This is a genomic window from Micromonospora sp. SH-82 (assembly GCF_051132485.1).
In the GTDB taxonomy this organism is placed as follows: domain Bacteria; phylum Actinomycetota; class Actinomycetes; order Mycobacteriales; family Micromonosporaceae; genus Micromonospora.
Window position 1 is genome coordinate 5,788,703 of sequence record NZ_CP148049.1, and the last position, 17,844, is coordinate 5,806,546.

Consider the following 17,844-nt stretch of genomic DNA (forward strand, 5'->3'; position numbering starts at 1 on the left):
GTCGCGGGCGGCCGGGTGGCAGGGTGGAGGGGTGGGGCAGGCTACGGAGTTGTCGGCGACGCTCAGACGCATCGAGCGGGCCGCCGGTGGGCTGGCCACGGCCAGTGTGGCCCGGATGGACGAGACCCTGCCGTGGTTCCGGGCGCTCCCGGCCGAGCAGCGGTCCTGGGTGATGCTGGTCGCCCAGTCCGGGGTCCGTTCGCTGGTGGAGTGGTTGCGTGACGGCGGAGGCACGGCCGACAGCAGCCAGGAGGTCTCCGACGAGGTCTTCGCCACCGCTCCGCAGGCGTTGGCCCGGTCGATCAGCCTCCAGGAGACAGTGGCCCTGATCAAGGTGACCATCGACGTGGTGGAGGAGCAGGCCGGTGAGCTGGCCGCGCCCGGTGAGGAACAGCAGCTCCGCGAAGTGATGCTGCGCTTCTCCCGGGAGATCGCGTTCGCCGCCGCCCGGGCGTACGCGCGGGCCGCCGAGTCGCGGGGCTCCTGGGACGCCCGGTTGCAGGCGCTGCTCGTCGACGCGCTGCTGCGCGGGGACTCTCCGGACGTGCTGGCGAGCCGGGCGGCGGCGTTGGGTTGGACGGACGCGCCGCCGGTGGCGGTGGCGGTGGGCCGGTCCCCCGGTGGGGCGGTGGCGGCGGTGCTGCACACCGTCTACCGGCAGGCCCGCCGGATCGGCGCCGAGGTGATCGGCGGGGTGCACGGTGACCGCCTCGTGGTGGTGCTGGGCGGGGCGGCGGATCCGGTGAGCGCCACGGGGAACCTGTTGGAGGCCTTCGGGGAGGGGCCGGTGGTGGTGGGTCCGGCGGTGCCGAGTCTGGACGAGGCGACCGAGTCGGCGCGGGCCGCGTTGGCCGGGTTCCGCGCGGCCCCGGCCTGGCCGGGTGCCCCCCGGCCGGTGTCGGCGGAGGACCTGCTGCCGGAGCGGGCTCTGGCCGGGGACACCGAGGCCCGGCGCCGGTTGCGGCACGACGTGTACGCGGGGTTGGTGCGGTCCGGGGGTGAGCTGTTGCCGACCCTGGACGCCTTCTTCGCCGCCGGGGGGACGTTGGAGAGCGCGGCCCGCGCCCTGTTCGTCCATCCGAACACTGTGCGTTACCGGTTGCGCCGGGTCAGCGACGTCACCGGTTTTTCGCCGTTGACGCCGCGCGACGCCTTCGCCCTCCAGATCGCGCTGACGATCGGTCGGCTGGATCCGACACCGAATCACCTGATTTCTCCATCCAGTGTCAAAAACACCCAGAAAGTTGATGATCGACGTCAATCTTTGTAGGGTCCCTCCAATGGTCCTAGTGTGGTTTGGTGCCAGTCGACACCCTGAACTCGTGAGTAGTCCGGGAGAGTCATAGTCGTGCTCGCCGTACTCTCGCCCGGCCAGGGTTCGCAGAAACCTGGCTTCCTCCTACCCTGGCTCGACCTGACCGGCAGCGAGGCGCGACTGCGCTCGTGGTCCGAGCTGGCCGGGGTCGACCTGGTGCACCTCGGCACCGAGGCCGACGCCGAGGAGATCAAGGACACCGCCCGCACCCAGCCCCTGCTGGTCGCGGCGGCCCTGCTCGCCGCCGAACACCTCCCGATGGACGAGGTCACCGTCACCGCCGGCCACAGCGTCGGCGAGCTGGGCGCAGCCGCCCTGGCCGGTGTCCTCTCCCCCGAGACCGCGATCACCCTCGCCGGCGTACGCGGCCGGGAGATGGCCGCCGCCTGCGCGCTGGAGCCCACCGGGATGGCCGCCCTGCTCGGCGGCGACCCCGACGAGGTGCTCGCCGCGATCGAGGCTGCCGGACTGCACCCGGCCAACCGCAACGGTGCGGGTCAGGTCGTCGCCGCCGGCGCGATCACCGGGCTGGAACAGCTCGCCGCCACACCGCCCGCCAAGACCCGGGTGATCCGACTGCAGGTGGCCGGGGCGTTCCACACGCCGTACATGGCCCCGGCCGAGAAGGCCCTCGCGGTGGTGGCCGCCGAGATCACCCCGACCGACCCGGTGCGGACCCTCCTGTCCAACCTCGACGGCTCGGCCGTCGGCCACGGCCCGGACGTGATCCAGCGACTGGTCCACCAGGTCACCGCCCCCGTCCGGTGGGACCTGTGCATGCGGACCCTGGCCGACCTCGGGGTCACCGCCGTCCTCGAACTGCCCCCGGCCGGCAGCCTCGCCGGCCTGGTCAAGCGGGAACTCAAGGGCCCCGGCCTGCCGGAGATCGTCACCCTGAACACGCCGGACGACCTGCCCGCCGCGCGGGACCTGATCGCCCGGCACGGCAACGCCTCGGATCGCCAGTCGACCACGGAGGTGGACGCATGACCGGGAGCCGGATCCTCGCGCTCGGGCACTACCAGCCGTCGCGGGTGGTGACCAACGACGACCTCGCCGAACTGGTCGAGACCAACGACGAGTGGATCCGCGACCGGGTCGGCATCGTCTCCCGGCGGATCGCCGAAGCCGGTGAGTCGGTGGCCGACATGGCCGCCGCCGCCGCCGACAAGGCGCTGGCCAACGCCGGGCTGACCCCGGCCGACATCGACCTCGTCGTGGTGGCCACCTGCACCGCGATCGACCGCAGCCCCAACATCGCCTGCCGGGTCGCGGCCAAGCTGGGCATCCCCGGCCCCGCCGCCTTCGACGTCAACACCGCCTGTTCCGGATTCGCGTACGCCCTCGGCACCGCCGACCACGCGATCCGGGCCGGCGCGTCCCGCAACGCCCTGGTCATCGGTGCCGAGAAGCTCTCCGACATGGTCGACTGGACCGACCGGACGACCTGCATCATCTTCGCCGACGGGGCGGGTGCCGCGGTGCTCACCGCCACCGCCGACGGCGAACCGGCCGGGGTCGGACCGGTGGTGTGGGGTTCGGTGCCGGAGAAGAGCGACGCGGTACGCATCGAGGGCTGGCGTCCGTACGTCAGGCAGGAGGGGCAGTCGGTGTTCCGGTGGGCGACCACCACCCTGGCCCCCCTCGCCCTCCAGGCGTGCGAGCGGGCCGGAGTGGCCCCGGAGGAGATCGCCGCCTTCGTGCCGCACCAGGCCAACACCCGGATCATCGACGGCATCGCCCGGCGGCTCGGCATGCCCGACGCGATCGTGGCGAAGGACATCGTCGAATCCGGGAACACCTCGGCGGCGAGTGTTCCGCTGGCCCTGTCGAAGCTCGTCGAGCGCCGGGAGGTGCCCTCCGGGGCGCCGGTCCTGCTGTTCGGCTTCGGCGGTGGCCTGACCTACGCCGGTCAGGTCGTCCGCTGTCCGTGACGTACCCCGCCCGGCACACCAGGCCGGGCGGACCCCGTACGCTCCGGCGCGCCGTGCCGGGCGTACCCCGAGACCCGTACCGGCGGCAGCGCCGGACGTGACGGACGGCGTCGCCGCCCGTCGAGTGCAACCGCATCGAGAGGAACCATCCGCAATGACCCGTGAAGAGATCACCAGCGGCCTCGCCGAGATCCTCGAAGAGGTGGCCGGGGTGAACCCGGAGGACGTGGCCGAGGGGAAGTCCTTCACCGACGACCTCGACGTCGACTCGCTCTCCATGGTGGAGGTCGTGGTGGCCGCCGAGGAGAAGTTCGGCGTCAAGATCCCCGACAGCGAGGTCCAGAACCTGAAGACCGTCGGTGACGCTGTCACCTACATCGAGGCGCGGCCCTGACATGAGTCGGTTCGACGTCGTCGTCACCGGGCTCGGCGCGACCACCCCGCTGGGCGGGGACGTCGCGTCGACCTGGGACGCCATGCTCACCGGCCGCTCCGGGGTGGGTCCGCTCACCGCGGAGTGGGCCGAGCAGTTGCCGGTCCGTATCGCCGCCCATCTCGCCGTCGAGCCGAGCACGCTCATCGACCGGATCAAGATGCGTCGGCTGGACCGCTCCGAGGCGATCGCGCTGATCGCGGCGCAGCAGGCCTGGGCCGATTCCGGTCTGGCCGACTCCGGGCTCGACAAGGAGCGACTCGCCGTCAGCATCGGATCCGGGATCGGTGGCGCCGTCACCCTCCTCGACCAGGACGACATCCTGGAGAAGTCCGGTCCGCGGCGGGTCTCCCCGCACACCATCCCGATGCTCATGCCGAACGGCCCCGCCGCCTGGGTGGGGCTGGAACTCGGTGCCAAGGCCGGGGTGCACGCCGTGGCCAGCGCCTGCGCCACCGGCGCGGAGGCGATCTCGCTCGGGCTCGACCTGATCCGTGCCGGTCGCGCCGACGTGGTGGTGGCGGGCGGGACCGAGGCGGTCATCCACGCACTGCCGATCGCCGGGTTCTCCTCGATGCGGGCCATGTCGACCCGCAACGACGACCCGGAGCGCGCCTCCCGTCCCTGGGACAAGGGCCGCGACGGTTTCGTGCTCGGTGAGGGCGCCGGGGTGCTGGTCCTGGAACGGGCCGACCACGCCGCCGCCCGGGGTGCCCAGGTGTACGCCCGGCTCGCCGGGGCCGGGGTCACCTCCGACGCGTACGACATCGTGCAGCCGCACGCCGAGGGGGAGGGCGCGATCCGGGCGATCAAGAAGGCGCTCGCCGACGCGGACATGGCCGGTACGGACATCGCGCACGTCAACGCGCACGCCACCTCCACCCCGGTCGGGGACATGCTGGAGATCGGCGCGCTGCGGGCAGCGGTCGGCGACCACCCGGTGCTGTCGGCCACCAAGTCGATGACCGGGCACCTGCTCGGTGCGGCGGGTGCGCTGGAGTCCATCGCCACCATCCTGGCCATCCGGGACGGCGTGGTTCCGCCGACGATCAACCTGGACGACCCGGACGACAACCTCGACCTCGACGTGGCCACGAACAAGGCCCGGCACATGGAGGTCCCGGCGGCGCTGAACAACGCGTTCGGCTTCGGTGGGCACAACGTGGCTCTCGTCTTCACCCGTCCCTGAGCACGAACCCGACCAGCGGCGACCCCGGTCGCCTGCACGCGGTGTGAGAAAGGGTCCCTCGTCGACGAGGGACCCTTTCTTCTTCTGGTGCCACCGCACAGCGGGTGCGGCGGGGCGTCGGGGGCGGTGGGCTAGCATCTCTCGGCCGCCTGTGACGGCGGGGACACTGAGGACCTGACGATGCATCGAAGAATGGCCGTGCTGGCCGCGCTCACCCTGACCCTGGTCGCCGGCTGCGGCGAGGCCGCCTCCGAACCCGCCGCCCAGGATCCGACCGCCACACCCGCCGAGACGCCCACCGCCGCCACCGAGGCCGCCGTGACGCCCACCGCCGACGACGCACCCTGGTACGACCAGGTCCCGCCCGCGCAGGCCGCCGGGACCGTCGGTGGGCGGGACAGCGCGTGTCACCTCCCGCTGGTCTTCTCCCTCGCCGAGGGGGTGAAGGCCAGCAAGATCGAGATTCCGGACGACGTCGACGAGGCGATCCGCGACGTGCTGACCCGGCAGGGTGGGGCCACCACGGTGTGCGAGATCGACGCGAAACCGATCAAGGCCGGGTTCCTGCGGGTGTGGAGCGTGGACGAGCCGAAGCGCCGGCCCCGGCCGGCGGTGGAGTCGTTCGTCGCCGCTGCGCCTCAGGTCGACGACCCGCAGTACCGGACCGTGAAGACGCCGCTCGGGGACGCGGTCGAGGCGACCTGGATCTCCACTCCGGAGCTGACCGGCGAATCACAGCGGGAGTTCGCCCTCGCCGTCCGGGCGAGCGGTCGAACGGTGCTGCTGAGCAGCAGCGAGAGCATGATCGCGGAGATCGAGGACGTCCTCTCCGTGTTCCGGCTGGCCGTCCGGACCATCGCCCCCTCCGGCTGACCCCTCCGGGGAGGGGGCCGGATCACACGTGGACGGCTTCCCGGGCGAGGGTGACCGCGCCGAGGAGGGCGGCGTCGTCGGCGAAGCCGGACAGGACCACGTCGGGACGGTGCGGGAGGACCTCGGCCAGCCGGTCGACGAGCAGGCCACGGATGACCGCGCTGCCGGCCACCCCGCCGACCAGGACCACCCGCTCCGGGTCCAGCAGGAGACAGCAGGTGACCAGGTGGCGGGCCAGTTCGTCGACCCGGGCGGTCAGGGCGGCCCGGGCCGTCCCGGGGTGTTCGGCAGCCCCGGCCAGCCCGGCGGCTCCCCCGGCCAGCCCCAGCTCCTCGGCGAGCCGGTCCAGGGCCCGGCCGGAGAAGTCCAGCTCCAGCATGGTCCCCGGCCACGGGCCACCGGCGACGGCGTACCCGATCTCACCGGCGGCGCCCCGGTGTCCGGCGAGGACCCTGCCGCCCACCGTGACGGCCGCCGCCACCCCGGTGCCGATCCCGACGACCAGGCCGGGGTCGGCGTCGCGCAGGGCGCCGATCCGCAGCTCGGCCAGGGCGGCGGCGTTGAGGTCGTTGTCGACCGCCACGTCGGCGACGTCGAGACCGTCGCGGACCGCCTCGGCCAGCCGCAACCGTTCCCAGCCGGGGACGTTGGGGGCCAGGTCGATCCCGTCGGGCCGGACCACTCCCGGCGAGGCGACCCCGGCCGCGAGCAGCGGGCCGCCGACCCCGGCGACCAGCTCGGCGGCGAGGTTCAGGGCCCGGTCGAGGGCCTGCGGGGCACCCCGTTCGGCGTACGTGGGGATCCGCCGTCGGGCCAGCACCCGTCCCTGACGGTCGGCCACCCCGACGGCCATCTTGGTGCCGCCGAAGTCGATGCCGAGCAGCAGCCCGTCGACACCGGCCCGGACCCCGGCTACCTGCAGGCTCACCGGGCGGCCAGTTCGGCGGCGACGGCGTCCAGGGCGGCGTCGGCGTGACCGAGGCGATCCCGTACCCCGGTCAGCCGGTCCGTGACCCCGGCCAGCCCGACCCGCAGCGTCGCCACCTGGGCGCGGACGGCGTCGGCACCGGGGCCGTCGGCCTGCACCCGGTTCAGCACCAGCTCGGGGCGGACCGCAGCGGCGATCAGGGCGTCGACCGCGTCGTCGGCGAGACCGCCGGGGACCAGTCCGTCGGCGGCGGCCCGGACCTCGTCGGCGGTCCAGGTGTCCGGGGCTCCGGCGCGGACCAGGCAGCCGAGGAGCGAGTGGGCGGCCCGGAACGGTACGCCGTGCCGGGCGAGCGCGTCGGCGGCGGCGGTCGTGGTGGCCCCGGAGGCGACGATCTCGGCCGACGACGGGGGTTCCAGCGGCTCGATCTCGGCGAGGAAGCCCCCGAGCAGGGCGAAGAACCGGTCGGCCCGGTCGTTGCTCTCCCAGAGGCGGACCTGCACGTCGGTGGTGGCGTTGTTGGAATCCTCCCACCAGGCCGCGCCCACGTTGTTGAGCACCGAGGCGGCGTCGGCGGCGGCCTGACCGGCGTACGACACCAGGTGTTCCAGCACCACCGGGTTGCGCTTCTGCGGCATGATGCTGCTGCCCTGGGTGAAGTCGCCGGGGGTGGTCACCCACCGCCAGCTCAGCCAGTCCATCAGGGTGCGGGCCAGCCGTGCCCCGGTGGCCAGCGACTGGGCGTTGAGGGTGCCCACCCGGACGAGGTGGTCGGCGCCGGCCACCGCCTCGTAGGAGTTGGTGACCAGGGCGGCGAAGCCGAGCAGTTCGGCCACCCGGGCGGGGGCGATGTCCAGGTCGGTGCCGGCGAACGCACAGGAGCCCAGCGGGGAGACGTTGAGCTGGTCGATCACGTCGGCGTAGGCGGACGCCTCACCGAGCAGCGCCTCGGCGTACCCGGCGAGGGCGTGACCGATGGTGGTGGGCTGGGCCGGGCGACGGTGGGTGTAGCCGGTGATCACCACGTCGGCGTACCGGTGGGCGGCGTCGAGGGCCACGGTCCCGGTGGCGAGCACCCGGTCGAGGACCCCGGTGAGCTGGTCGCGCAGCAGCATCCGGAACACCCCGGCGTCGAGGTCGTTGCGGCTGCGCGCCATCTGCACGTCCAGCTCGGAGGTGGGGATCCCGCAGGCCGCGGCGAGGCGCTTCTCCAGCAGGTAGTAGGTGTCCTCGAAGCTGCCGTCGAACTCCGGCGGCGGGGTCGGGTCGGTACGCAGGTCGGCCAGCCCGCGCAGCATCCGGGCGCCCCGGTCGGCCGGGACGAGTCCCTGCTCGGTCAGCATCACCACGTGCGCCTGACTGGCCCGCACCATCGCCGGGTAGAGGTGTCCGACGTGGTGGGTGTAGGTGGGCCGCAGGTGGTGCCGTTGGTACGTGGTCAGCGCGGGTGTGCTCATGGTGAGATGCTCACTTCCTTCCAGGCCGGGGACGACGCGACGCGGGCGGGACCCCGGCGGTCAGCCGGTCAGACGCTCAGGCCGAGCAGCCGTTCGGCGTTCCCGGCGAAGATCGCGCGCAGGTGGTCGTCGGGCAGCCCCAGCTCCCGGCAGATGCGCAGCTGGTCGTCGAGGTAGCGGGTGACGTACCCGCGCGGGAACCAGGACGAGTCGCTGCCGAACACGATCCGCTCCGGGCCGATCGTCTCGTAGCAGCGCCGGAACAGGTCCTCCAGTGTCAGTTTGTACGGCATCCAGCGCACCCACTGGTTGGACCCGGAGGTGTCCACGTGGATGTTCGGGCATCCCCAGGCCGCGAAGAACAGCTCCTGGACGTACTGCACGCCGAAGTGGGGCACCACCACCGCCAGTTCCGGGAACCGGCGGGCCATCCGGGCCAGCTCCTGCGGGCCGCCGTACCGCCCGAAGGTGAGCCCTCCGGCGCTGCCGTAGTGCCCGATGTGGATCAGCACCGGGACGCCGAGGCGTTGGGCGGTGGCCCACAGCGGGTCGAGGTCGTCGGCGTCGAGGGGACCGCGCAGCAGTGGCGCGAACAGCTTCAGCCCCCGCAGACCCCGTTCGGTCACCGCCCGTTCCAGTTCGGCGGCGGCCCCGGGGGCGTACGGGTCGTGGTGGGCGAAGCCGAGCAGCAGGTCCGGATGCCTGTCGACCACGTCGGCGACGGCGTCGTTGCCGCCACCGGTGACGAAGACCGCCCTGTCGACGTCGACCCGGCGCAGTTCGTCGGCCCACCTGTCGGCCTCGTCCTCCCAGCGGTCGGCGGGGGGCTCCGGGGCGGGGAAGCTCCACGCCTGCCGCCACGCCCGTCCGTACGGGGCGGAGGCGGCGGCCCGGACCGCCCGTTCGTGTTCCCCGCCCGGGTGCATCCCGGCGGCGTCCTCGCAGGCGTGGACCGTCTCGTCGACGCCGATGCGGAAGTGCAGGTGGAAGTCGACGACGCGCAGTCCCCGGTCGGCAGTCACGCGTCCTCCCCGGGCAGCGGGTCGGCGGTGGAGTTCGGACCGGGCAGCGGGTCGGCGGTGGGTGGGGCGGGCAGCGGGGCGGCCACCCAGGCGGCGACGACCTCCCGCAGGCGGGCACCGGCGATCCGCCGGAGGCGGTCCCCGGCGTCCACGGTGGCCAACGAGATGTGCCCGGACCAGCCCTGCCACGGCTCGGGGCGGGACTCCACGAGGACGTACGGGTGGGTGACCGGGAGCTTCGGCTTGGGCGGCAGGTCGGTGACCGCGTCGAGGCGTACCGCGTCGGGGTCGAAGCCGAGCACCCCGGAGGTCTCGTACGCCCCGCCATGCCCCCGGGCCGGCAGGTCGCCGTAGATCTGCGTGGTCTCCGCCGGGGTGACCAGCTGGAACCAGTTGACCAGCAGCAGACTGGCCTGCCGACGGCCGGAGACCCACTCCATCGCGGCCCGGACCGTCGACATGTTCGCGTCGTGTCCGTTGACGATCAGCAGTCGGGGGAACCCGGCGGCGACGATCCCCTCGATCACGTCGGCGAGGTACCCGACGGCGATCTCGGGACGGATCGACACGGTGCCGGGCCACGGTCGGGTCTGCCCGGGGCAGGCCGCGTACGGCACGGCGGGGAAGAGGACCCCGCGCCCGGCGGCGGCCACCTCGGCGGCACCCGAGGGCTCCCCGGTCGGGGCGGCACCGCTCTCGGCGGCGAACCCCTCGGCGAGGATCAGGTCGGTGCCGAGCGGCAGGTGCGGGCCGTGCCACTCGACGGCGCCGACCGGCAGCACCGCGAAGTCCGCGGCGGCGGCGACGGCGGCCAGTTCTCCCCCGGGTACCCGGGTGATCGGGGCCAGCCCGCCGGAGGTCGGCCAGTGCGCTGTCACGTCTGTCGTCACGCCGTCCACTTCGCCGCCTCCCGGGACGCCCGCCGGCCGTTCTGGAGCCGACCGGACACCACCATCACCACGAAGATCAGCACCACCTGGAGCATGCCGTACGCGGCTGCGGTGCCCATCTCGAACGAGTACATCCGGTTGTTGATCTCGACGGAGATCGGTGCGGTCTGCGAGGTGTAGATCAGCACCGAGGCGACGAACTCACCGACGCCGTTGACGAAGGCGAGCAGCGCACCGGCCGCCACCCCGGGCACCATCAGCCGGAGGGTGACGGTGCCGAACGCCCGCACCCAGGACGCGCCCAGGTTGCGGGCCGCCTCCTCCAGCGACGGGTCGATCTGGGCCAGGGTCGCCGAACTCGACCGGAACACCAGCGGCAGGAACCTGACGAAGTAGGCCAGCGGCATGATCCAGAAGGTGCCGATCAGGACCTGCCCGAAGCTGAACGCGTTACCGGTGCTGAACGCCGAGATCAGGTTGATCGCGACCACGGTGCCGGGCAGGGCCCAGGCCAGCATGACCGCCACGTCCAGCAGGGCCCGTCCCCGGAAGTTGAGCCGCCGGACCGCGTACGCGATGAGGACACCGATCACGACGCACCCGACGGTGGCGATCAGGCTCATCTGCAACGAGTTGAGGATCGGCTGGAACGCCCTCGGGTCGGTGAAGATGGTGACGAAGTTCTGCCAGGTGTACGCCGACGGGACCACCTGGGTCGTCCACGAGCCGTCCTCGGAGAACGCGACGAGGGCTATGGTGCCGACCGGGGCCAGGAGCACCATGGTGGCCAGGATCGAGGCGGCCAACGCCGCCCACTTGCCGAACGGGTTGGTGATCTCCCGTCGGTGCGCGGCGACCCCCTTGGACTGGGAGCGGTAACTGCGCCGCCCCTCGTACCAGCGCATGCCGAGCAGGAACAGGACCGACACCACCGCGAGGACCGAGGCGTACGTGGAGGCCATCGGGAGGTCGCCGTTGGTGCGGTTGATGTAGATCTGCATGGTCATCGTCCGGTCCACCCCGAACAACAGCGGGGCGGTGTACGACGCCAGCGACGTCATGAACACCAGCAGGGAGGCCGAGACCAGCGCCGGGGTGAGCATCGGCAGCAGGACGGTGCGCCAGACCCGCACCCGACCGGCCCCCAGGTTGTACGCGGCCTCCTCGACCGAGGGGTCCATGCCGGCCAGGGCGGCGGAGGCGGCCAGGTAGAAGAAGGGGTACATGGTGAAGGTGTGCACCACGAGCACTCCGGCGATGCCGCTGAACGGCAGGACCGGGTTCTCCGTACCGAACAGCTGCTGCAACCCGCGCGGCAGGATGCCGGTCTCGCTGTAGAGCAGCTGGAAGGAGATCGCCCCGATCAGCGGGGGCAGCGCCGCCGGCACCAGGATGATCGCCTCGATCAGCCCCCGACCGGGGAACTGGAAGCGCTTGAGCAGGAACGCCATCGCCACGCCGACGATCCCGCAGAGCAGCACGCTGGCCGCCGAGATGACCAGGGAGGTGACCAGCGCCGACCGGGCCACCCCCTCGCCGCTGAGGAACCGGGTGTAGTTGGCCACCCCGTCCACCCCGACGCTCTCGGCGAAGGTGGCGAACATCGGCTGGACGACGTACCCGAAGAGCACCAGGGCCAGCGGGAAGACCAGGACGTACGGGAACCAGCGGGAGCTGGCACCGCCGCCGAAGCGCTCCGCGAGGCGGCTTCGACGACGCCCGCCGCCCGGCGTCGGATCCTCGGTGATCGGCGGGACTGTGGCGGCGGAGCGAGCTGCGGTCACGGGTGCACCACCCACATCCGCTCCCGGGTCAGCCGCAGCCCGATCTGGTCGCCGACCGAGATCCCGGCCGGTACGTCGATCGCGGCCACCTGCACCGACTCGCCGGCCACCTCGATCACCAGGTTGGTGGCCATCCCGGTGAACTCCAGCTCGGTGACCCGGCCGGGCAGGGCACCCGGGTCGGTGGTGGAGGTCAGGCCGATGTGTTCGGGCCGGACCGACACCAGGGCGGTCTCCCCGGCCCGCAGTCCGTGGCCGACCGGGGCGGCGACGACGGTCTCGGCACCGTCGGGCAGGCCGACCGTGACACTCTCGTCGGTCACCGCCGCCACCGGCAGGGAGAGCACGTTGCTGCGGCCGATGAACCGGGCCACGAAGGCGTTGGCGGGCCGGTGGTAGATCTCCTGCGGGGCACCGATCTGCTGCACCCGGCCGGACTCCATCACCGCGATCCGGTCCGACATGGCCATCGCCTCGGCCTGGTCGTGGGTGACGTAGATGGCGGTGTTGCCGCTCTCCTTCTGGATCCGGCGGATCTCGGTCCGGGTCTCCTCGCGCAGTTTGGCGTCGAGGTTCGACAGCGGCTCGTCGAGCAGGAGGGTCCGGGGGCGGATGACCAGGGCGCGGGCCAGCGCCACCCGCTGCTGCTGACCACCGGAGAGCTGGTCGATGCGGCGCTCGCCGTATCCGCCCAGGTGGACCTGGCCGAGCGCCTCCTCGATGCGGCGCTTCGCGTCGGCCCGACCCACCTTGCGGATCTTCAACCCGTACCCGACGTTCTGGGCCACCGACATGTGCGGGAACAGGGCGTAGTTCTGGAACACCATGCCGGTGTCGCGCTTGTTCGGCGGGCGTCGGGTGACGTCCTCCTCCCCGAACCGGATCCGGCCGGAGGTGGGGAAGTAGAAACCGGCCACCATCCGGAGGGTGGTGGTCTTGCCGCAGCCGCTCGGGCCGAGCAGGGTGAAGAACTCACCGGCGGCGATCCTGATGTCGACGTCGTCGACGGCCGCGGTGTCGCCGGCACGGGCGAATCGCTTGCTCACCGACTCCAGCGTGACATCGATCATGATGTCCTCCTTCATGTGCTGCGGCGGGGCGGAGTGCGGGTGCGGGACCGTCCGGCCCCGCACCCGTACGCCGGTGGTCAGCCCTGGTTCTTGATCTGGCTGTTCCAGTGGTTGATCCACTCGGTCTCCTTCTCACCGATGACGTCCCAGTCGACGTTCATCGGCTGAAGGCCGAGCTCGGCCAGCCACTGGGGCTGGTCGGCGATCTCCACGGCCGGGATCTGGAAGTAGTCCTTGGCGAGGTCGGCGCGGAGCGAGTCGTCGAAGAGGAACTCGATGAACTTCTCCGCACCGTCGCTGTTGCCGCCCTTGACCTTGCCGAGCCCGTCGACGAGGACCGGGGCACCGGAGGTCGGCATCACGTACCCGAAGGGCATGTTCGACTGGTTGGCCTGCAACAGGACGTCCTGCAGGTTCCAGGCGCTGATGACCCCCTGCTGGCGGGACATCTTCAGGTAGAGGTCGGCGGGGTTGGCCGCGTACGAGCCGGTGTTGGCGTCGAGCCGCTTGAGCCAGTCGTACCCGGGCTGCGGGTTGCTGCCGTCGGGCGAGAGGCGCTGGATCATCGAGGCGTAGATCGACCGCATGGTGCCGGACGCGGCCACGTCCCGGATGATGATCTTGTCCTTCCACTCCGCGTCGAGCAGGTCGTCCCAGTCCTTCGGGGCCTGCTCCGGGGTGAGCGCCTCGTTGTTGTACATGATCACCTCGGGGAGGAGGATCTCCCCGAACCAGCGGCCCTCGGCGTCCTTGTACTGGTCGTCCATCTTCTCGGCGAACGTCGGCTGCCAGGACTCCAGCAGGTCCTCCGACGCCCCGGCGCTGAGCCCCTGCTGGGTGCCGCCCCACCAGACGTCGGCCTGCGGGTTGGCCTTCTCGGCCCGGACCCGCTCCAGGATCTCCTGGGCGCCGATGTTGAGGATCTCGACCTTCCCCTGGTACTCGGGGTACTGCTGGGTGAACCGCTCGACGACGAAGTCGGTGACCTTCTTGTCCCGGGCGGTGTAGATGGTCAGCTGCTCGACACTGCCGTCGGCCGCGTCGTCGGACCCGCCGGTACCGCAGGCGGTGCCGGCGGCGAGGACGGTGGCCAAGGCTCCGGCGAGGAGAATTCGACGTCTCATGGGTACCTCCGAGGGGAAAGGGGTCGTTCGTTCAGGGGCTGGGCATCAGGTTGGGTGATCCGGCCGCCGCGGCGGCCAGGGCGTAGGTGACGGCGCCGTGCAGGACCGCCCGGTCGCCGAGCACGGCCCGGCGTACCTCGGTGGCGGCCGGCGCGGTGGCGGCGACGAGCGACTGGAGCCTGTCGACCGACGCGTCGTCGAGTTGGGTGGCGGCCCCGCTGAGCAGGACCCGTCCCGGGTCGATCACGCAGACGCAGGAGACGATCAGCCGGGACCAGGCGACCAGGACCTCGTCCAGGTACGCCGCCGCCCGCTCGTCGGTCCGGGCCAGGTCGACCAGACCGGCCACCGGGGCGGCGGGGCGGCGGCCCGGGGCGAGCGCGACGACCCGTTCGGCGATGGCGTTCTCCGACCAGCGGGCCTCGAACGGGCCGATCCCGTCGTGTTCCCGGTCGGCGGGGTCCAGTGGCAGGAACCCGACCTCCCCGGCCGCCCCACCGGCACCCCGGCGGACCCGCCCGTCGAGGACCAGACCGGCGCCGATGCCGTCGGCGACGTGCAGCAGGAGCAGGTCGGCAACGTCGCTGCCGGCTCCGACGGCGTGCTCCCCGGCCGCCATCAGGTTGACGTCGTTGTCCACCACCACGGGTACGCCGAGGTGGCGTTGGACCGACTCCCCTATCGGGCGTCCCTCCACCAACCCTACCGAGGGGGCGAGCCGGACGGCCCCGCCCGAGCTGACCCCGGGTGCGGCGATGGCCACGCCGCGCAGCGCCGGCAGTCCGTCACCGGCGAGTTCCGGCACGGATCGGCAGATGGTGTCGACGATGTCGCCGGTGAGGCGGATCGTCCGGTGTGCCACGACCGTCCCGTCGCTGTCGGCGATCTCGCAACTGATCCGGGCCGGTTCCAGGGAGACCGCGGCGACCAGTTCGGCGCGGGGGTTGAACTCCAGCATCGCGCGGGGACGGCCGGCGCGGGAGGCGCCCGGCCCCCGTTCGATCAGGTAGCCCTCGGCGATCAGCTCCCGGACCAGGGGGGTGAGCGTGGCGGGGCTCAGGCCGGTGAGCTCGGTCAACTCGGCGCGGGAGAGCACCCGGACCTGGCGGGCGGTGGAGATCACCGAGAGGCGCTTGATCTCCTTCGACCGCTCCCGGCTCACCGGGCTCGTTGGTGGCGTCACCACGTCAGTCACATTTCCTTTCTACGGCGAACGAAGTATTGGGTCAAGTAACGAATGAGTCTCGGCGCCCCGGCGACCCCGCCTTGAACAGGCGAAACAGCGAAGGAAGCGCCGTCAGGGGCCGGCCGACCACCCGACCGGAACGGCGAACTTCTTTCCTTCGGTGAACAAACAGGCCCGTCGGGGGACGACCCCGCTCATCCTGGGCCACCGACCGGAAACCCTCCAGTGTGTACGGACGTCCCGCACCGCGAGGGGCGTCAGGGCAGGCGGTAGACGGCCAGTCGGCCGTTGGTGAACCGCAGGTCGGCGAGGGTCGCCAGCTCCGGCGACTCCGGTTCCACCTGCCTGTCGACCACCAGCCACCGCACCCCGTACCGGTCCCGGAGGTCGGCCAGCCCGGCGACGGTGGGGGCGGTGAACGCGGCGTCGTTGGCGGCCAGCCGGGCCGGATCCCAGAACGGCGCCGACCAGGCCCCGACGGCACCCACCATCCGGGGGGCGAACGCCCAGCCCTCCACCAGCACCGACCGCTCGGCGTACCCGCTGAGCCAGAACGACCGGGCGTCACACGACCCGTCCGCACCCACCCGCCAGCAGTGCACGTTGGTGGCGAGGACGTCGCCCGGCCCGCTGTGGTCCCGGACCCACCGGGCCGCCGCCACCCGCGACGCCGGCATCGGCACCACCGCGTACGCCCCGCCGTTGGGGTGGGTCCGGGCCGCCGCCGCGTCCAGCACCAGCCCCGGCGCCCCGGCCACCAGGACACCGGTGAGCAGGACCGCCGCCCCCCGCCCGACCGGCACCCGGCGTCGGGCGACCAGCACCGACCAGCCGATCGCCCCGAGCACCGCCACCAGGGTCAGCGCCGCCGCCCAGGTCAACAGGGGCAGGAGCGCCGCGTACCCCCGGGTCGGCCCGACCGCCGGGAACCGCACCTGGTACGCGGTGAGCACCAGGGCGAACCCGGCCGCCGCCCCGGCGAGCAGCAGGCCACCCCGCCGGGTCAGCCGGGCCCGCGCCAACACCTCCACCCAACCCCAGCCCGACAGGATCACCCCGAAGGTGAATCCCGCCCGCAGGAAGTACTGGTTGCTGCTGCCCGGGTGCGCGACCAGCAGGTACGCCGCCGGTCCGGCGAGCGCGCCGCCGAGCAGGAAGACCTGCACCGGCTCGGGTCGCCACCGCCGGGCGGCCAGCACCGCCACCACCCCGGCCAGCCGGAGATGGAGGTTGAGCAGGAAAGCGACCACCGCCGCCAGCCAGGCCAGCCCGGTCACCGCCGCCGTCCCGCCCGGATCGACGTAGGGACGCAACCCGGAGAGGGGTTCGACAGTGACGCCGTGCGTCTCGAACGCGAACAGCACGCCGGTGGCGAAGACCTGCGCGCCCAGGGCCAGCCCGGCGGCGACCACCACCGCACCGACCCGCCCACCCCGGTCCCCCGCCGCCGCACCGGCTCCCGCAGCGCCGACCGCCGGACGCCGGGCCACCGCCTCGACCGCCACCGCCACCGCCGCCACCAGGGCCAGCGCGGCCAGGACCACCGGGACCGAGGAGGCCTTCGCGCCGGTCGAGGCGGCCAGCAGACCGGCGGCCAGCAGCCACCTGCCGCGTCCCAGTGGGGGCACGACCGACCCCCGGGCCCGACCGACGACCTCACCGAGGGCGGCGAGCAACGGCAGGAGCAACACCCAGCTGTACGTCATCGACGGGCTGCCCCAGACGATGAAGGTGGTCTGGGTGCCGAAGAGTTGCCGTACGCCCGTCTCGAACCCGAACTCCCCGACGGTGAACATCAGTACGGCGGCGGCCACCCCGGCGTACGGCCGCCCGGTGATCCGCCACCCGACCACGGCGACGAGCACGACGGCGAGCGCACACAGCGCCGGTACGGCCAACCGGAAGAACACGACGGTCAGGTCGACCCCGCTGATCATGCTGGCCGCCGCCAGGTGGGCGAAGCCGAACCAGTGGTAGTGCAGGGGTTCCCCGGCGACCTGCGGCACCTCGGGCGGCACCCGGTGGCTGGCCGCCCCGGCGAGGGAGAGCTGGAAGGCCAGGTCGACGTATTGCGACTGCCCCTCCCGGGTGGGCAGCACCGGGTTGACCCGCAGGAACGACTCGACCAGGTACCAGGTGAACCCGACCAGCACCGCCGTGACGGACCAGGCCCACCCGGTCGGGACCGCGACGGCGTACCCGCCCCGCCAGTGCCGGCGCAGTGCGGGGACGACGACGAACGGCAGGACCACGAGCAGCGGCCACAGCCGCAGCCGACCGGGTACGCCGAACCCGACGGCGACCGCCCAGGCCACCAGTTCCAGGGTCAGCCCGACGGCGGCCCCCATCGCCAGGTCCTCGACGAGGGTGTGCGGCCGCCGACGCAGCGCCCGGTACAGGAGGGTGCCGGGCAGCAGGACGGCCAGGACGGCGTACCCGGTGAACCGGATCAGGTCGACCGGGGGCGTACCGGTGGCGATCAGGACGGCGGCGACGAACCCGAAGCCGACGACTCCCGGCGCCCACCGCCCGGCCGACGACACCACCCGACGGCAGGCCGACGAGGCGGCCCGACGGCAGGCCGGGGAGTCGGTCCGGGGCGCGGCGGTGGGTCGACTCCGCCCGGGGGCGGTCACCGG

General features: G+C 72.7%; 15 protein-coding genes. 6 read left to right on the forward strand and 9 right to left on the reverse strand.

What is annotated here, in order from left to right; all coding sequences use genetic code 11:
• The first annotated feature begins 31 nt into the window (after window positions 1-31).
• The 6 genes from WHN02_RS25375 (at window position 32) to WHN02_RS25400 (ending at window position 5,744) form a co-directional block, all read left to right on the forward strand.
• Window positions 32-1,270: a PucR family transcriptional regulator gene (locus WHN02_RS25375; RefSeq protein WP_434741163.1), complete on the forward strand. Its 1,239-nt coding sequence runs from the start codon at window positions 32-34 to the stop codon at window positions 1,268-1,270.
• A gap of 78 nt (window positions 1,271-1,348) precedes the next feature.
• Window positions 1,349-2,305, forward strand: coding sequence for an ACP S-malonyltransferase (locus tag WHN02_RS25380; RefSeq protein WP_434741164.1), 957 nt, complete (start codon window positions 1,349-1,351; stop codon window positions 2,303-2,305).
• On the forward strand, window positions 2,302-3,249 hold the full coding sequence (locus WHN02_RS25385) for a beta-ketoacyl-ACP synthase III (protein WP_434741165.1): 948 nt from the start codon (window positions 2,302-2,304) through the stop codon (window positions 3,247-3,249). Before WHN02_RS25380 ends, WHN02_RS25385 begins: the two co-directional genes overlap by 4 nt.
• Before the next feature lie 154 nt (window positions 3,250-3,403).
• On the forward strand, window positions 3,404-3,643 hold the full coding sequence (locus WHN02_RS25390; RefSeq protein WP_350894468.1) for an acyl carrier protein: 240 nt from the start codon (window positions 3,404-3,406) through the stop codon (window positions 3,641-3,643).
• Window position 3,644: 1 nt separating this feature from the next.
• Window positions 3,645-4,871 carry a beta-ketoacyl-ACP synthase II gene (fabF, locus tag WHN02_RS25395; RefSeq protein ID WP_434741166.1) on the forward strand — a complete coding sequence of 409 codons (1,227 nt, stop codon included), beginning with the start codon at window positions 3,645-3,647 and terminating at the stop codon, window positions 4,869-4,871.
• Between the two features lie 180 nt (window positions 4,872-5,051).
• Window positions 5,052-5,744 carry a lipoprotein gene (locus WHN02_RS25400; RefSeq protein ID WP_434741167.1) on the forward strand — a complete coding sequence of 231 codons (693 nt, stop codon included), beginning with the start codon at window positions 5,052-5,054 and terminating at the stop codon, window positions 5,742-5,744.
• Between the two features lie 22 nt (window positions 5,745-5,766).
• Here WHN02_RS25400 and WHN02_RS25405 read toward each other — a convergent pair whose 3' ends face one another.
• The 9 genes from WHN02_RS25405 to WHN02_RS25445 form a co-directional block, all read right to left on the reverse strand.
• Window positions 5,767-6,672, reverse strand: a complete 906-nt coding sequence (locus WHN02_RS25405) for an ROK family protein (RefSeq protein ID WP_434741168.1) — start codon at window positions 6,670-6,672, stop codon at window positions 5,767-5,769.
• Window positions 6,669-8,129, reverse strand: coding sequence for an argininosuccinate lyase (locus WHN02_RS25410; RefSeq protein WP_434741169.1), 1,461 nt, complete (start codon window positions 8,127-8,129; stop codon window positions 6,669-6,671). The genes WHN02_RS25405 and WHN02_RS25410 overlap by 4 nt, the downstream gene beginning before the upstream one ends.
• Before the next feature lie 68 nt (window positions 8,130-8,197).
• Entirely contained in the window at window positions 8,198-9,151 is a 954-nt protein-coding gene (locus WHN02_RS25415) for an amidohydrolase family protein (protein WP_434741170.1), read from the reverse strand.
• A complete protein-coding gene (locus WHN02_RS25420; protein WP_434741171.1) occupies window positions 9,148-10,041 on the reverse strand; it encodes a creatininase family protein in 894 nt (297 codons plus the stop codon). The genes WHN02_RS25415 and WHN02_RS25420 overlap by 4 nt, the downstream gene beginning before the upstream one ends.
• On the reverse strand, window positions 10,038-11,825 hold the full coding sequence (locus WHN02_RS25425; protein WP_434741172.1) for an ABC transporter permease: 1,788 nt from the start codon (window positions 11,823-11,825) through the stop codon (window positions 10,038-10,040). Before WHN02_RS25425 ends, WHN02_RS25420 begins: the two co-directional genes overlap by 4 nt.
• Window positions 11,822-13,015 carry an ABC transporter ATP-binding protein gene (locus tag WHN02_RS25430; RefSeq protein WP_434741173.1) on the reverse strand — a complete coding sequence of 398 codons (1,194 nt, stop codon included), beginning with the start codon at window positions 13,013-13,015 and terminating at the stop codon, window positions 11,822-11,824. Before WHN02_RS25430 ends, WHN02_RS25425 begins: the two co-directional genes overlap by 4 nt.
• Window positions 12,973-14,019, reverse strand: a complete 1,047-nt coding sequence (locus tag WHN02_RS25435; protein WP_434741174.1) for an extracellular solute-binding protein — start codon at window positions 14,017-14,019, stop codon at window positions 12,973-12,975. The genes WHN02_RS25430 and WHN02_RS25435 overlap by 43 nt, the downstream gene beginning before the upstream one ends.
• 31 nt (window positions 14,020-14,050) lie before the next feature.
• On the reverse strand, window positions 14,051-15,214 hold the full coding sequence (locus tag WHN02_RS25440; protein ID WP_434741175.1) for an ROK family protein: 1,164 nt from the start codon (window positions 15,212-15,214) through the stop codon (window positions 14,051-14,053).
• Between the two features lie 248 nt (window positions 15,215-15,462).
• Window positions 15,463-17,841, reverse strand: coding sequence for a DUF2298 domain-containing protein (locus WHN02_RS25445; protein ID WP_434741176.1), 2,379 nt, complete (start codon window positions 17,839-17,841; stop codon window positions 15,463-15,465).
• Between the last annotated feature and the right edge of the window lie 3 nt (window positions 17,842-17,844).

Excerpts from the sequence above, each read along its gene's own strand:
- WHN02_RS25385 (WP_434741165.1), top strand. The coding sequence starts at position 2,302 with ATGACCGGGAGCCGGATCCTCGCGCTCGGGCACTACCAGCCGTCGCGG.
- WHN02_RS25390 (WP_350894468.1), top strand. The coding sequence starts at position 3,404 with ATGACCCGTGAAGAGATCACCAGCGGCCTCGCCGAGATCCTCGAAGAG.
- fabF (WP_434741166.1), top strand. The coding sequence starts at position 3,645 with ATGAGTCGGTTCGACGTCGTCGTCACCGGGCTCGGCGCGACCACCCCG.
- WHN02_RS25400 (WP_434741167.1), top strand. The coding sequence starts at position 5,052 with ATGCATCGAAGAATGGCCGTGCTGGCCGCGCTCACCCTGACCCTGGTC.
- WHN02_RS25410 (WP_434741169.1), bottom strand. The coding sequence starts at position 8,129 with ATGAGCACACCCGCGCTGACCACGTACCAACGGCACCACCTGCGGCCC.
- WHN02_RS25435 (WP_434741174.1), bottom strand. The coding sequence starts at position 14,019 with ATGAGACGTCGAATTCTCCTCGCCGGAGCCTTGGCCACCGTCCTCGCC.